The 14,972-nt window shown below is 53.8% G+C and carries 11 protein-coding genes and 1 other annotated feature; all 11 genes read right to left on the bottom strand.

What is annotated here, in order from left to right:
- Positions 1–29: 29 nt before the first annotated feature.
- The gene (locus tag L6H98_RS08710) at positions 30–2,696 is read right to left on the bottom strand and encodes a valine--tRNA ligase (RefSeq protein ID WP_236414416.1); all 2,667 of its coding nucleotides are present in this window, start codon (positions 2,694–2,696) and stop codon (positions 30–32) included.
- A 57-nt stretch (positions 2,697–2,753) separates the two neighbouring features.
- Positions 2,754–3,038: a binding site (T-box leader), on the bottom strand.
- 236 nt (positions 3,039–3,274) lie between these two features.
- Positions 3,275–4,843: a LysM peptidoglycan-binding domain-containing protein gene (locus L6H98_RS08715; RefSeq protein WP_236414418.1), complete on the bottom strand. Its 1,569-nt coding sequence runs from the start codon at positions 4,841–4,843 to the stop codon at positions 3,275–3,277.
- A 135-nt stretch (positions 4,844–4,978) separates the two neighbouring features.
- Positions 4,979–5,887, bottom strand: coding sequence for an RluA family pseudouridine synthase (locus tag L6H98_RS08720; protein WP_236414419.1), 909 nt, complete (start codon positions 5,885–5,887; stop codon positions 4,979–4,981).
- Positions 5,884–7,188: a glutamate-1-semialdehyde 2,1-aminomutase gene (gene hemL / locus L6H98_RS08725; protein ID WP_236414420.1), complete on the bottom strand. Its 1,305-nt coding sequence runs from the start codon at positions 7,186–7,188 to the stop codon at positions 5,884–5,886. Before hemL ends, L6H98_RS08720 begins: the two co-directional genes overlap by 4 nt.
- Before the next feature lie 144 nt (positions 7,189–7,332).
- The gene (gene hemB, locus L6H98_RS08730) at positions 7,333–8,334 is read right to left on the bottom strand and encodes a porphobilinogen synthase (RefSeq protein WP_236414421.1); all 1,002 of its coding nucleotides are present in this window, start codon (positions 8,332–8,334) and stop codon (positions 7,333–7,335) included.
- A gap of 134 nt (positions 8,335–8,468) precedes the next feature.
- Positions 8,469–10,031: a uroporphyrinogen-III C-methyltransferase gene (gene cobA, locus L6H98_RS08735; protein WP_236414422.1), complete on the bottom strand. Its 1,563-nt coding sequence runs from the start codon at positions 10,029–10,031 to the stop codon at positions 8,469–8,471.
- A 4-nt stretch (positions 10,032–10,035) separates the two neighbouring features.
- A complete protein-coding gene (gene hemC, locus L6H98_RS08740) occupies positions 10,036–10,989 on the bottom strand; it encodes a hydroxymethylbilane synthase (RefSeq protein ID WP_236414423.1) in 954 nt (317 codons plus the stop codon).
- Entirely contained in the window at positions 10,976–11,644 is a 669-nt protein-coding gene (locus L6H98_RS08745; protein WP_236414424.1) for a bifunctional precorrin-2 dehydrogenase/sirohydrochlorin ferrochelatase, read from the bottom strand. The genes hemC and L6H98_RS08745 overlap by 14 nt, the downstream gene beginning before the upstream one ends.
- 3 nt (positions 11,645–11,647) lie before the next feature.
- Positions 11,648–12,436: a cytochrome c biogenesis protein CcsA gene (gene ccsA / locus L6H98_RS08750; RefSeq protein WP_236414850.1), complete on the bottom strand. Its 789-nt coding sequence runs from the start codon at positions 12,434–12,436 to the stop codon at positions 11,648–11,650.
- A gap of 53 nt (positions 12,437–12,489) precedes the next feature.
- Positions 12,490–13,878 carry a glutamyl-tRNA reductase gene (gene hemA, locus L6H98_RS08755; protein ID WP_236414425.1) on the bottom strand — a complete coding sequence of 463 codons (1,389 nt, stop codon included), beginning with the start codon at positions 13,876–13,878 and terminating at the stop codon, positions 12,490–12,492.
- A 348-nt stretch (positions 13,879–14,226) separates the two neighbouring features.
- The gene (gene yihA / locus L6H98_RS08760) at positions 14,227–14,871 is read right to left on the bottom strand and encodes a ribosome biogenesis GTP-binding protein YihA/YsxC (protein ID WP_236414427.1); all 645 of its coding nucleotides are present in this window, start codon (positions 14,869–14,871) and stop codon (positions 14,227–14,229) included.
- Between the last annotated feature and the right edge of the window lie 101 nt (positions 14,872–14,972).

Below are 14,972 nucleotides of genomic sequence, written 5' to 3' on the forward strand. Positions count from 1 at the left end.
GAACAGCCGCCATCCGACCCAGAAATGCCTTACGCCTTCAGTTCATTGATCCGGGCAATGACTTTATCCCGTTTGTCCGAATAATCGGCCATTTTGGCGCGTTCTTCTTCAATAACCTTGGCAGGAGCCTTGGATACGAAGCCTTCGTTCGCCAGCTTTTTCTCTACGCGCGACACTTCGTTTTCCAGATTCTGCAGTTCTTTCTCCAAGCGGGCAACTTCCTGCTCGATATCGATCAGTCCCGCCAGCGGCAAATACAATTCGGCGCCTGTGATGACTGCCGTCATCGCTTTGTCCGGAGAGCTGAGGTTCAGACCGCTGTCGAATTCGGACGTGTTGCAGAAACGTTTGATGAAATGGCTGTTGCGTTCGATGATGCTGTTGGCCTCGGCGCTATTGGCTTTGATCAGCAATTCGACTTTTTTGCTCATCGGCACGTTGACTTCGGCGCGAATGTTCCGTACCGCACGGATCGTATCCATCAGCAGGTTCATTTCGGCAACGGCTTCCGGGTTTTCCATGGCCGGGTCATACGTCGGCCAAGCAGCCAGCGTAATCGTCTCGCCTTCATGCGGCAGATGCTGCCAAATCTCTTCGGAGATGTAAGGCATGAACGGATGAATCAGGCGCATGGTCTGATCGAGCACATAAGCCAATACGGATTGGGTTTTCTTTTTCGCCACAGGATCTTCGCCGTAAAAGGACAATTTTGCAAATTCGATGTACCAGTCGCACAGATCGTCCCAGATGAAGTTGTAGAGGAGACGACCGGTTTCGCCAAATTCATACGCTTCGATTAGACGCGTAATGTCACGGGAAGTTTCGTTCAGACGGTGCAAAATCCAATAATCCGCGGTCCCAAGCTCGCCGGAAATGTCGCGATCCTCGATAGTGAAGCCTTCCAGGTTCATCAGGGCAAAGCGGGATGCATTCCAGATTTTGTTCGCAAAGTTGCGGGCCTGCTCCACGCGTTCCCAGCGGAAACGCAAATCTTGCCCCGGCGTGCTGCTCGTCGAGATCATGTAACGCATGGCATCCGCGCCGTATTTCTCGATAACGTCGAGCGGATCAACCCCGTTGCCAAGCGACTTGGACATTTTGCGTCCTTCCGAGTCACGCACCAATCCGTGCATGAGTACGTCCTTGAACGGAATTTCGTCCGTGAATTCCAGCGCGGTGAAAATCATGCGCGCAACCCAGAAATAAATGATGTCATAACCCGTTACAAGCACGCTGGTCGGGTAGTAACGTTTCAGGTCGTCCGTATCTTCAGGCCATCCGAGCGTGGAGAACGGCCACAGCGCGGAGCTGAACCACGTATCGAGCACATCCTCGTCTTGTCTCAGGTTGCGGCCCGCATATTCAGGGAGCGTTGTCGGATCTTCGGCGGAGACGATAATTTCCCCAGTTTCGTCGTCATACCAGGCAGGAATCCGGTGACCCCACCACAGTTGGCGGGAAATACACCAATCGCGAACGTTCTCGATCCAGTTCAAATAGGTTTTCTCGAAACGTTCCGGCACAAAGCGTACGCCGTCGCCTTCTTGCTGTTTCTTGATGGCTCTTTCGGCGAGCGGCTTCATTTCAACGAACCACTGCGTGGACAGATAAGGCTCGATTACGGCCCCCGTACGTTCGCTGTGGCCAACCTGATGGACATGGTCCTCAATGTTGATCAGCACGCCCAGCTCTTTCAGGTCTGCAACAATTTGTTTGCGGCAGTCGCTGCGATCCATGCCTTGATACTTGCCTGCTTCGGCATTCATCGTTCCCGTTTCATCCATGACGATAATTTGCGGCAGATCGTGGCGCAAACCGACTTCGAAGTCGTTCGGGTCATGCGCAGGCGTAATTTTAACGGCACCGCTTCCGAACTCTTTGTCGACGTACTCGTCCGCAATGATCGGGATTTCGCGGCCGATGATCGGCAGCACGAGCGTTTTGCCAATCATGTCGGCATAACGTTCGTCTTTGGGATGCACGGCTACGGCCGTGTCGCCAAGCATCGTTTCCGGACGCGTCGTTGCCACGGTAATATGGCCGCTTCCGTCCTTGAGCGGGTATTGCAAATGGTACAGGTGGCCCTGAACCTCTTTATATTCAACCTCGATGTCGGACAACGCCGTCCGGTTCACCGGATCCCAGTTAATGATCTTTTTGCCGCGGTAAATCAGACCTTTCTCGTACAGCTGCACAAACACTTTGCGCACCGCTTTGGACAAACCTTCGTCCAGTGTAAAACGCTCGCGGGAGTAGTCCAGCGACAGGCCCATTTTGCCCCATTGCTCGCGAATCGTCGTTGCATATTGTTCCTTCCAGTCCCAAACGCGATCCAGGAATTTCTCACGGCCGAGATCGTAGCGGGTCAGTCCTTCTTCCCGAAGCTTTTGTTCCACTTTGGTCTGAGTCGCGATTCCCGCATGGTCCGATCCCGGCAGCCACAGCGCATCGTAACCTTGCATCCGTTTGGTACGGATCAGGATGTCCTGCAGCGTAAAGTCGAGCGCGTGCCCGATATGCAGCATGCCGGTTACGTTCGGCGGCGGAATTACGATGGTAAAAGGCTCAGCGTCTTTGCGCTGTCCTGCTTGAAAATATCCTCGCTCGATCCAGGTCTGATACCATTTTTGCTCCGCAGCCTTCGGGTCATATGTCGTCGGCATTTCGGTTGCGGCTGACTTGTTTTGTTCCGTCATTTGTCATTCCTCCGTTACTCATCATCTTCGCCAAAAAACAAAAAAACCTTTCATCCCTCAAAGGACGAAAGGTTAGCTTTCGCGGTACCACCTTTGTTTCACGCAAGCACAGACCAAGACAGAGCATCCTTGAGGCTTCGCGTGACACTTTAAGCAGATAACGGCTGCTACCGGCCCATTCTACCAAGCAGGGATGAAGCTCATGCCGCTTCACGAACTCCCGCGTTCAAACAGGCAACTCCCGGGCGACTTCGATCAGCTGGTTCCTGCGGAATTTTTCAGCGCTGCAATCCCGCTCTCTGAAAGGTCATACTGTCTACTACTCCCGATCTTCGTCTTTCCTTAAAATTCCCATGAGGCTAATGAAATAACCAAACGCCCGCCATTCGCGGATGTTAGGAAAAAACCTAAACACATCATACCTTGCCCGTGCCCGATAGTCAACCTGGCAACCGCTGATTCACGTCCCTGCCATGCGTTTTGCGGCATACCAATGGCAAAAACCCGCAATCCAAACGGATCACGGGTGAAACAGGCTTGTTTTTGATTCCAGAACAAACCCTTAACGGCATTGCCATTCAAGGGATGTAAAGGACCTGACCCTCTTCGACGACCTGTTCGGAGAGACGGTTATACAACTGCAATTCCCTCGTCGTCAATTGATAGCGGTCGGCGATGGTATCCAGCGTTTCTTCCCGTTGAACGATGCACATTTTCACCTTTCGGAAAGGCGTCTGCTCTACGATCGTACCCAAAAACAGGTTTTTCCACTGCACCTCTTCCGAAGCAGCAGACGGTTCCCGCGACGTTTCTGCAGCCGCCTCATTGGGGCGCTCCTCCTCTGCCTCTCTCGTGCCTTTGCCCGAAATCAAAGATGAAATGCCAAACCCATCCTCCTGGGGCGGACGCGTCTCCCGTTTGCTGCCAAAAGCCACCTTGAGTTCCGGCTTGTCTTCCGTTTCGGCCACGGGTTCGGGAATCGCCGATGGAGTTTCTGCCGGGGGATCAGCCAGCTGCACCTCATTAGACTCGCGTTCCTTTGCAGGAACAACCGCTTCAGAAGCGGCAAACACGTCCTGCCAGTTTTCCCCTCCTGCCGACTCTTCCTTCTGTTCTTCCTGCGTTGGAGCGGATCTTGTTTCTCCAAGGGTCCATGGGTTCGCAAAGGCTTCACGGGATTGACGAGATTCCTGAGCTTCCCGCTCCTGGTTTGCATGTTCCGGCAATGACGATGCCGAAAGTGCATGCCATGCAGGCAAGCTTGGTTCAGGTTCCGGTGGAGCCGGTACCTTCGCGGCATCCGCAGCGGTTCTTTCTTCGACATCCGTATTAGCGTCCGGGTCCGAAGCCGTATCGACCGGCTCGGAATATGCCGCTCCAAAGAAGGATAGATGGGCTGCTCCGTTCGCTTCAGCCGCCTCGTTTGCTTCCGCCTCTTCCACCACTCCCGGCTCACGCTCGGCTGCCTCCTGCGCAAGGAGTTGAGGTTGCTCCGCCGGAACCTGCCCGGAAACAGGACCGTTGATCGTTTCAGGCTTTAACGAATCGTCCAAACGTAAGGCATTGTCCGCTTCAGGCTGGTATAGAAGACCCCTGGCCGCCTCGTCCAGTTTGGGCGCTCCAATAAGCCTTTCCTCTTCGCTTCGCTGCAGCAGATATTCCTGGGCGTGAACGTTTATTTCGCTATCAGGTTGCTCCGGTTCCGTTTCGAAGCCATCCTGCGGCAGCTCCGGCGAATGAACGACTGTGAACTCGTCTGCCGGCCACCCTTGGTTCTCCTCCGCCGCAAAACCCTGAATGCCCCGAAGCGACAACACGCCGGTAATGTTCAAGCTTCGCTCCGATAACAGATCAACATCAAAGTTTTCAATTTCGATCGAAATATCATCAAGGGACCGAACCCGGTTGAGCGGAACCGTGATTTCAACAGGAATGAAATGTTTCAACTCTTCGGAATAGTCATTCTCTCCCCTATAAGCCCCCGTTAGCAGCAAATGCCCCCTAAGTGTCGCGTAATCTTCCTGACCGATCACCTGAATGCGCGGAAAAAGCTCAATTTCCTCCAGTTCCTCAATCGCAGGGACTCCCTCTGACAAATGAACGCGCTCATAAATATCGAACCGCAAACCATATGGTTGATTCAGCAAAGGTGGCGTCCTCCTTTCGGCATATGTTCACCATAATCCTTCTCATGGGACTGATGCATGGTCCAAATGTTTCATTACCCCATCTATATGCCCTGCATGAGATAAGCATGCCACCTTTTCCTCAAACCTTATGTTTTAATGGTCCTGGCTCTCCCGCTTGGCCAACTGTTCGAAATCGGACGGCCACGGATCGGCGACCTCCACCTTAGCTCCCGTCAGCGGGTGCGCAAAAGTCAGCCTTTCCCCGTGAAGCGCTTGTCGGCCGATCTGTTCTTTCCGGCCTCCGTATAACACGTCCCCGACAAGGGGATGACCGACGTGAGCCATGTGCACCCGAATCTGGTGGGTACGTCCCGTTTCCAGCTTTAACCGCACAAGCGTTGCGTTTTCCCATACCTCTACAACCTGCACACGGGTAATCGCCTCCTGTCCCCCATCGGACACGCGCCTTCGCTGTTTGTGATGCCTGTCTTTGCCGATCGGCGCATCAATGATTTTCAGCCGCCCCGGAATCTTGCCTCCTGCAATGGCAACATATTGCCGGTCGATCTCCTTGCGGCGCATGGCTTCGTCCAGCTTGGCTAAAGCAAATGCGTTTTTGGCGTACAAAACCGGACCTGTCGTATCCTCGTCCAAACGATGAATGTGGCGCACGCGGGTTTGTATCCCGTTCATCTCATAGTAAGCTGCCACGGCATGATCCAGAGTGACCGCCCGGTCCTCGCGGCTGCCGTCCGAATGCAGCTTCATGCCTGCCGGCTTGTGTACCACAAGGCAAAAATCATCCTCGTATAATACGTCAATATCTGCCCAGCGCGGCTCCACGTCCAGGGGAAGAGAAGCAAAAAGGGCCAGCCTTAGCCGGTCCCCTGCCAGTTGTATGCCGCCTGTCGCCTTGAGCTGGCGGAGCATTTTGTCGGGCATGCCAAGCTCCGAGAGCAGCCACTGCTCGGCTGCAGCTTGTCTGTCAGCACTGCCCGTCACTTTTTTTCCCGGCGTCAGCTCAAGCCAATCCCCGCGGCGTTTCCAACTTGTTATGCTCATAGCGATTGCAATGCCTTGCGGTTTGCCTCGATCGTGTCATCGATGTCTTGTTCCGTGTGGACGCCCGATACGAACATGCCCTCAAACTGGGACGGTGCCACACTGACACCTTGATCGATCATGGATGCAAAGTAGCGACGGAAATGATCCAGATTGCTTTCTTTGGCTATGTCATAGCTCGTCACCGGAGTCCCCGTAAAGAACGGGCAGACCATGGAGCCGACCCGGTTGATCGTGACCGGAATGCCGGCTTCCGCCGCATTTTGCTCGAATCCGGACTGCAGGCGTGCAGATAGCGTTTCAAGCCGATCATAAACTTCGGGCGTAAGCAGCTTCAAAGTTGTATATCCGGCAGTCATCGCAAGCGGATTGCCGCTAAGCGTTCCGGCCTGGTAGATCGGTCCGGTCGGCGCGATCTGCTCCATCAGGTCCCGTCTGCCGCCGTAGGCACCAACAGGCAAACCGCCGCCAATCACTTTGCCGAGACAAGTCAGGTCAGGCGTTACCCCAAAGCGTCCTTGGGCACAGTTCAGGCCAACCCGGAAGCCTGTCATCACTTCATCGAAAATAAGCAAACTGCCGTATTGTTCCGTCAGGCTGCGCAGCCCTTCAAGAAATCCCGGTAGCGGCGGCACAACACCCATGTTTCCGGCCACGGGCTCCACGATCACGGCGGCAAGCTCCTCACCATAACGCTCGAATGCCAGGCTTACGGATTCCAGATCATTGTACGGAACCGTAATCGTATTGCTTGCTACACCTTCGGGCACGCCAGGGCTATCCGGCAATCCAAGCGTGGCCACGCCCGATCCGGCTTTGATCAGCAGGCTGTCCGCATGTCCGTGATAGGAGCCCTCGAATTTCAAAATTTTGCTGCGGCCGGTCACGCCGCGAGCCAAGCGGATCGCACTCATCGTCGCTTCCGTACCCGAATTGACCATGCGCACGATGTCGATCGAAGGTACGCGCTCGCACACGAGCTTGGCCATTTCCGTCTCGATGAGCGTTGGAGCCCCAAAGCTCGTCCCTTTCAGGGCAGTCTCGCGCAAAGCTTCAACAACATCGGGATGGGCATGCCCCATAATCAGCGGTCCCCAGGAAGCGACATAATCGATGAATTCGTTCCCGTCGATATCGTAGATTTTGGAGCCTTCGCCGCGCTCTGCATAGATTGGCGTCAATCCAACCGATTTGAATGCGCGAACCGGACTGTTCACTCCACCGGGTATGTACTGCTTGGCTTCCTCAAATGCGCTGCGGGAGCGCTCGTCGTTCCGACGGCTTCCTTGTTGTGCGGTCATTGAACATCCTCCTTTGGATTATCCTCCGGCTGTCCATACAATCAAGTACCGACAGCCGGATGGAAACTTCAACATCAATTTGCTATTTAACGATGGAGTAATGGCTCGGGTGCCATGTCCATGATGCTTATATGGTCTAACCGTTTATTTCTCGGCAAGCCAGCGGCAAGCGTCCTTGCCATGATACGTTATGATCATGTCCGCCCCGGCACGTTTCATGCTGAGCAGGATTTCCATGGCCACTTTTTTCTCATCGATCCAACCTTGCATCGCAGCCGCTTTGACCATCGCGTATTCACCGCTCACATTATAAGCAACCAGCGGCAAGTCGAATTGATCCTTGATCGTGCGCATGACGTCCAGGTAGGAAAGGGATGGCTTCACCATCAGCATATCAGCGCCTTCGAGTACATCTGTCTCCGCTTCGCGAATGGCTTCCCGCACGTTAGCCGGGTCCATCTGATATGATTTGCGGTCCCCGAATTGCGGCGTGGAATCGGCAGCCTCACGGAACGGACCGTAGAAGGCGGAGGCGTATTTAACGGAATAAGACATAATCGGAATATGGCTGAAGCCATTTTCGTCCAGTCCCGCCCGGATGGCTTGCACGAAACCGTCCATCATGTTGGACGGCGCGATGATATCCGCCCCCGCCTTCGCTTGGGATACCGCGGTTTTGACCAACAGCTCCAGCGATTCATCATTCATCACATCGCCGCATACATGCCCGTCCACTTCGGTGGTATGCACCATGCCGCAGTGGCCGTGATCGGTATATTCGCACAGGCAGGTATCCGCTACAACGATCAGTTCGGGATACCAGGATTTGATCAAACGCGTCGCTTCCTGCACGATGCCGTCATCGGCGAAACCGGAAGTGCCTACACTATCCTTCGTTTCCGGAATGCCGAACAATAAGACAGCCGGGATTCCAAGTTCAACAATTTCGGTGACCTCTTCCTTAAGTCGGTCCAACGAGAACCGGAATACGCCGGGCATCGATTTGATCTCGGATTTGACGTTCTCTCCATAAATAACGTAAATCGGCTGGATGAAATCATCCACCGACAGATGTGTTTCTCTCACCATATTGCGAATGCCCGCTGACTGGCGCAAACGGCGATGACGTACAATCGGAAAACTCATAACGTAATGCCTCCCTTAGAATATGTTCATGCAAAAAGGGAAGCGCGCCGGGTTCATATCGAAATCAGCACGCTTCTGTCGTAAGCGCAACCTTGCAATGATCGCACTCTTCGGTTCAGTTCATTAACACCCGATCAACGTGAATCCTTGCCTGCAAGTACAGGCTTTCTTTGCCACTCGCACAGTGCCGAAATCAGGCTCTCCATCGTCGCTTCTTTCGCCATCATCGTTACATGCAATCCGGCCTTCTCGGCCGTTTTGGCTGTAACCGGCCCAATGCACGCAATTTCCACGTTTTTCAGCAGCGGCAGCGGATCGGACAACCCCATGCGCTTTAACATTTCCATAAAGTTCGTCACGGTGGAAGAACTGGTGAACGTCACCGCATGAATTCCGCCTTCTTCAAGCAGCTTCAGCAGCTCGTCGTCGTTCTCGCCCGCAAGCACCGTATCGTAGATTATCGCCTCGGTGACCTCAAGCCCACGTTCCCGCAGCTGCTCGGGCAGCCACGACCTGGCGAGGTCGCCGTGCGGAAGCAGTACTTTTTGCCCCTGGATCAGTTCGTTTTCATAGGCGTCAAGCATGCCTTCGGCCTGGAACGGTCCGGGAATCAGCTCGGCAGCAATGCCGCGTTTGCGCAAGGCTTCCGCCGTGGACGGGCCTACCGCAGCAATTCTCGCTTTGTACATGGAACGAATGTCTTTGCCCTGCTGCTCCAAATGGCGGAAGAAAAATTCGACGCCGTTAACACTCGTAAAAAACACCCAATCATAAGCATCCAGCTGATGAAAGGCTTGCTCCACGCCATGTAAAGCAGCCTCGTTCGTTGGCATCACCGTTTCGATGACCGGGAACTCATAAGGCTCCCCGCCAAGCTCTTCGATGCGGTTCACCAGTTCGCTCGCCTGGCTGCGCGCCCGGGTTACCAGAATCCGCTTGCCAAAGAGCGGCATGAATTCCGCCCACTTCAATTGTTCCCGCTGCTTGACGACATCACCAACGACGATGACTGCCGGCGGCTGGAAATCGGCAGCGAGCACTTTGGCCTCAATGTCCGCCAGCGTACCCGTGAGCGTGTCCTGCTCGGCCCTTGTCCCCCAACGCACCAGCGCTACCGGCGTTTCCGGCGGTCTGCCGTGTTTGATGAGCTGCTCGCTGATATAACCGATTTTCGCTACGCCCATCATAAATACCAGGGTACCCGTAGCGTTCGTCACTTTATCCCAATGAATGCTCCGGTCCAGCTTGTCAGGGCTTTCATGGCCCGTAATGATGGAGATGGATGAGGCGTAATCGCGATGGGTCACAGGAATGCCTGCATACGCAGGCACGCTAATCGCTGCGGTTACGCCAGGTACGATTTCGTAAGGAACGCCGTTTTTGCGCAGCAAATCGGCTTCTTCGCCTACCCGTCCGAATATTGTGGGATCTCCGCCTTTAAGACGGACCACAACTTTGCCTTCAAGTGCAAGATCGACAAGCAGCTGATTGATCTCTTCCTGCTTCATCGTGTGTCTGTCCGGCCGTTTGCCCACATATATTTTAACTGCGCCAGGCTTCATCAGCTTGAGCAATCGCGGACTGGCCAAACGATCATAAACAACCGCATCCGCCTTGCCGATGGATTCCCATCCTTTTACCGTGATCAGCTTTGCGTCCCCTGGACCAGCACCAACCAAAAACACCTTTCCCACCATATCCTCATCCCCTAACTTCTGCCAGTATCTGCTCTGCTCCCCGTTCAATCAGTCTCCAGGCCACTTCTTCTCCGAGGCGAACCGGGTCCTTGCCGGTAAGAGTCTCCTTCAAAATCAGTCCGCCATCCGGCGTACCGACCATTCCCGTTAATTGTAACGTGTTTTGTCCATCGGGGGAATCCACTTCTTGTTTCGTCCAGACGGCATGTGCACCGATCGGAACCTGGCATCCACCGTTCAGCACGCTGAGAAACCGTCGCTCGGCCATTACCGGCAGCGCTGTCTCCTGATCGTTATAAAGGCTCAGCAAGTGGCGAAGCTCCGCGTCGTCCTCACGGCATTCGATGCCCAGCGCACCTTGTCCTACAGCCGGAAGCGACTGCCCCTCGTTCAGATATTCGGTAATGCGATCCTGCCAGCCCATCCGGTGCAATCCTGCCGCCGCCAAAATGATGGCATCCAAACCTTCGGTCTCCAGCTTGCGCAGGCGGGAATCGATATTTCCGCGCAGCGATTCCAGCTGAAGGTCAGGACGGTAGGCTTTGATCTGGCTGGAACGCCGCAGGCTGCTTGTGCCGACCCGCGCGCCTTCGGGCAGCTGATCCAGTGTAAGACCTTTGCCTGAAATCAGCGCATCCCGGGGATCGACGCGACGGGGAACCGCCCCGTTGATGAGTCCTTCCGGCAATTCTGACGGCATGTCTTTCATGCTGTGCACCGCCATGTCGATCGTATGATCCAGCATGGCCTGTTCGATTTCTTTGACGAAGAGGCCTTTGCCGCCAACCTTGGAGAGCGTTACATCCAGAATAAGGTCCCCTTTGGTGACGATCTTATGGACCTCAAAATCGAACTCCAGCCCCTCGCGTTTGCTTATGCTGCGCAAATCGTCGATGACGTGACCCGTTTGGGTCAATGCCAAGGCACTTTGCCTGCTTCCCACTTTAATGGTTCTCATGTTCTACGTCCCCTCCTGAATTACGGGATATCCAGCTCCCGATTTCTTCTTCCGTCCACCACTTGAACCGGCCGGAACGAATGTCCTCCAGTAGATTCATCTCGGTCAAGCTTCGCAGCAAGATCGCCCGTTTCCGGGGAGATGGCACACGCGCCTTCACTTCCTTGCGCATCCGATGAAGGAATTCGATATATGTTTCGTATTCATCGCCGAACTGCTCTTCCAACGCGGCACGGATTGCCGCAGCTGCGGCCGGACCTGCTCCGGCAGTGGAAATCGCAATGCTCATTCTCCCCCGTCTGACCACGCTCGGGGTGGTGAATGTACTCCGTTCGGATGACATCGCATCGTTGACCAAAATATTTTCAGCCATTGCCTCCTTGACCACGGACAAGTTGACGTCTTCCCGGTCTGTAGCCGCATATACGAGAAAGGCCCCCCGCAAATCTCCGTTGCGGTAGGCCCGGGCCATCCATTCGATTCGGGAATCCTGATGCAATTGTTTCAATTCCGGCGTCGCGTCCGGACTAATGACTTTAATTTTGGCCCCCGTATTCAGAAGTCCTCTGACCTTCCGCTCAGCAACGCGGCCTCCGCCGATTACGCAGCAGGTCTTCCCGGCTGCATCTACAAAGAGCGGCGTGTAACACTCCATGATTCACTCTCCCGTCCAACGATGAAATGCCGAATATGCATTGGATAAAAAGCTTATGATGACCAAACCATAACCGATCAGCGTCCATCTTGCCATAACGATCGCGGAGAACTGCTTTCTTCTTTTGGAGATAAAATACCCGATATAGATCGCGATGGCCAGGCCGGTGGCCAACACCTTCAAATCCAGCAGCAGCATCCAGCGGGTTTCCGCCACGATGGACAACACGGCCAGCACGACCGATACACCTAAGAGCGGCGTTCCGATCAGTGTGGCTCCATCCATGGTTTTGCTGATCACTTCAAGACTGGGCAAACGACGCATCGTTTCATTCCATTTTTTGCTTTTCAGCTTGCGATGCAGGAACATGTAAAGCAACGCAAACACGGCAGCTACGGTCAAAGCCGCAAACCCCAGATTGGCAAGCGTAATGTGCATAATCAACAGACCGTGTACCGTTTGCCAATTATGGAGCGAAATTTCGCCGGCCGTAAACCACAATCTGTTCAGCACGGTGACCGCAAACCCAACGATGTTCAGCAACAGGATCGCAAATTCCGAACGCGGAATCCGGGTCATCGCCAAAGACATCAATACAAGGCTGAACGAAAAGATGCAAAGAAAATCAAAGGTCGTATAAATGGGAAAATGCCCCTCGGTCCACATACGCATCACGATATGCGTTACCTGGAGCAACCATACAACGATAAGAAACCCCAAGCCCGTCCGCTTCGCCCCCACATTGCGTCGAATGCAATCCGAGAAATAGAACAGAAGGCTCAGGGCATACATGTAAATCAGAGCTTCATAAATTTGTTCAGCAAGGGTCAAGCCGTCCACCCGCCTTATACACTTGCCGGAGCATATGTTGTCATTGCGCCTTGCCGCGAGTCGTTCATGCGTACAGAACCCGATTTGCGCAATGCGGAGGCGTCGCTTTGATCCACCTTCTCAGCAGCAGTCTCCACGGCATCTTCCAAGGCAAAAATTTGGGTGAACATGCGCAAGGCGTCATCGCCCTGCTTTGTCCCCGCCATTTCCTTGATCCGGTTAATCGGATCCGTGGTCATCTGGTTGACGATGCTTTTGGTCAGTCGGCGAATGACCTTGCGCTGGTGCTCATCCAGCTCGGGCAGCTTGTTGAACAGGCTCTCCATCGTTTCTTCATGGATGGAAGCCCCCTTCTCCTGCAGCGCACGAATGACCGGACGAACACCCAACGTTTTGAGCCAATGATAATAATCTTCCATGTCCAACTCGATCATTTTCTCGATCTTCGCCGCTTCCGCTTTGCGCATCTCCAGATTGCTTTCCACGATCCCTTCAAGGTCGTCGATATCGTACAAAAATACGTTGGACAGCTCTCCAATGGCCGGATCGATATCGCGGGGAACCGCAATGTCGATCAGGAACAACGGACGGGATTGACGGTGTTTCATGCTCTCCCTCACGACTGATGCGTCCAAAACGTAGCGATCAGCTCCTGTCGAACTGATCACGATGTCCACTTCATGCAACCTGTCCAGCGCCTCTTCCACGGTGCACGGCGTCCCCCGGAATTTGGCTGCGAGCTCCTCGGCCCGCGCCAGCGTCCGGTTAGCGACAATCACCTCGGAAGCTCCACTCGCGTACAAATGCTTAACGGTCAGCTCGCTCATTTTACCGGCCCCGAGAATAAGCACCTTCTTGTCCGTAAACATGCCAAAAATCCGCTTGCCCAATTCAACGGCCGCATAACTGACGGAAACGGCGCTTTCGCCGATCGACGTTTCGGAATGCGCACGTTTGCCGAGCGTAACCGCCTGTTTGAACAGCATGTTGAACCAGGTCCCCGTCGCTTTCTCCTCTTGCGCTTTGAAGAAGGCTTGCTTGACCTGACCCAAAATTTGCGTTTCTCCGATGACCATGGAGTCCAAGCCGCAAATGACCCGGAACAAATGGCGGATCGCCTGGTCATCCTCATATATATATAAATGCTGCGTAAATTCCTCGCGCGGAACGCCGAACCACTGTTCCATAAAAGTGCGAATGAAATAACCGCACATGTGAAGACGGTCTACCACGACATACAACTCTGTACGGTTGCAAGTGGCCACGATTACACCTTCCAACACACTCTTGGTCAGCTTGAGCTGCTTCAGCGCTTCGGACAGATCTTTTTCTGCAAACGTGAACCGTTCCCTTACCTCTACAGGCGCCGTGCGATAATTCAAACCAACGACAACGATGTGCATTGCAAGTTCACCTGCCTAATAAATTTCCAATCATAGTGTTTTCTTCATATCTTCATCCATCTTGGATCAACATAGTTAATTATATCACATATCATGGACTTGACAGGGGCGTTTTTATGAAATGTTTATGAAATCCCCATGAGCATGCTTCGCTTGCAATGCCAATAATGGTAGTGTTTCACAAATCTCCAGCGTTATGCGCACACATCCGATTTAACATGCTTAAGCCAATAGCCACGGAAAAATCCATGGCCATTTTGGCATTCGACTCTCCTTGAAATCCATTGAAATCAAGCAGCCTTGTCATTAAGCTCGCATCATGGCAGGTCGACCCATCACGTTCAGGTGTCAAGCTTCGGTTTCGTCCTGCGGTTGATCGGTTTGTTCCTCCGATGCCGGCGTTTCGCCGATGCCGGCATAACTTTCAATGATCGCCCACAGTTCTTCTTTTCCCCATCCTTCTTCAGAGGAAAACGGCACGAACGGATCATCGGCACGAAGGCCCAACGCTTCCTTGATCACCTTCAGGTGTTTGGGGCGGCGCGTTTTGGGGATCTTGTCCATCTTCGTCGCCACGACCACGACGGGCAAGCCGTGATGCCGCAGCCATTCATGCATCATGACGTCATCCTTGGAAGGCTCGTGACGCATGTCCACCATTTGCATGACCAGTTTGAGCTCATCACGCTCCAGCAAGTACTTTTCCATCATTTTTCCCCAGGCAAAACGCTGCTGCTTCGACACCTTTGCATAACCGTATCCCGGAAAATCGACGAAATAAAGATCCTGGTTGATCCGGTAATAGTTCAATTGCTGCGTTTTCCCCGGCGTTGCGCTTGTACGGGCCAGGTTTTTGCGGCTGATCATGCGGTTGATCAAGGATGACTTGCCCACATTGGAACGCCCCGCCAAGGCGATTTCCGGCAAGCCGTCGGCTGGATACTGCTCAGGCCTCACGGCGCTGATTACAAATTCGGAATGCTTTACTTTCATGTCTGCTCGATCCTCTCTTTACCCCTGCCCACTCAACGAGAATCGATGAGGGCAGGTCGTTCATCATCACCATCATACCAAAAAAACCGTTCCAGCGGACG

Source organism: Paenibacillus sp. JJ-223 (assembly GCF_927798175.1).
In the GTDB taxonomy this organism is placed as follows: Bacteria; Bacillota; Bacilli; order Paenibacillales; family Paenibacillaceae; genus Paenibacillus; species Paenibacillus hubeiensis.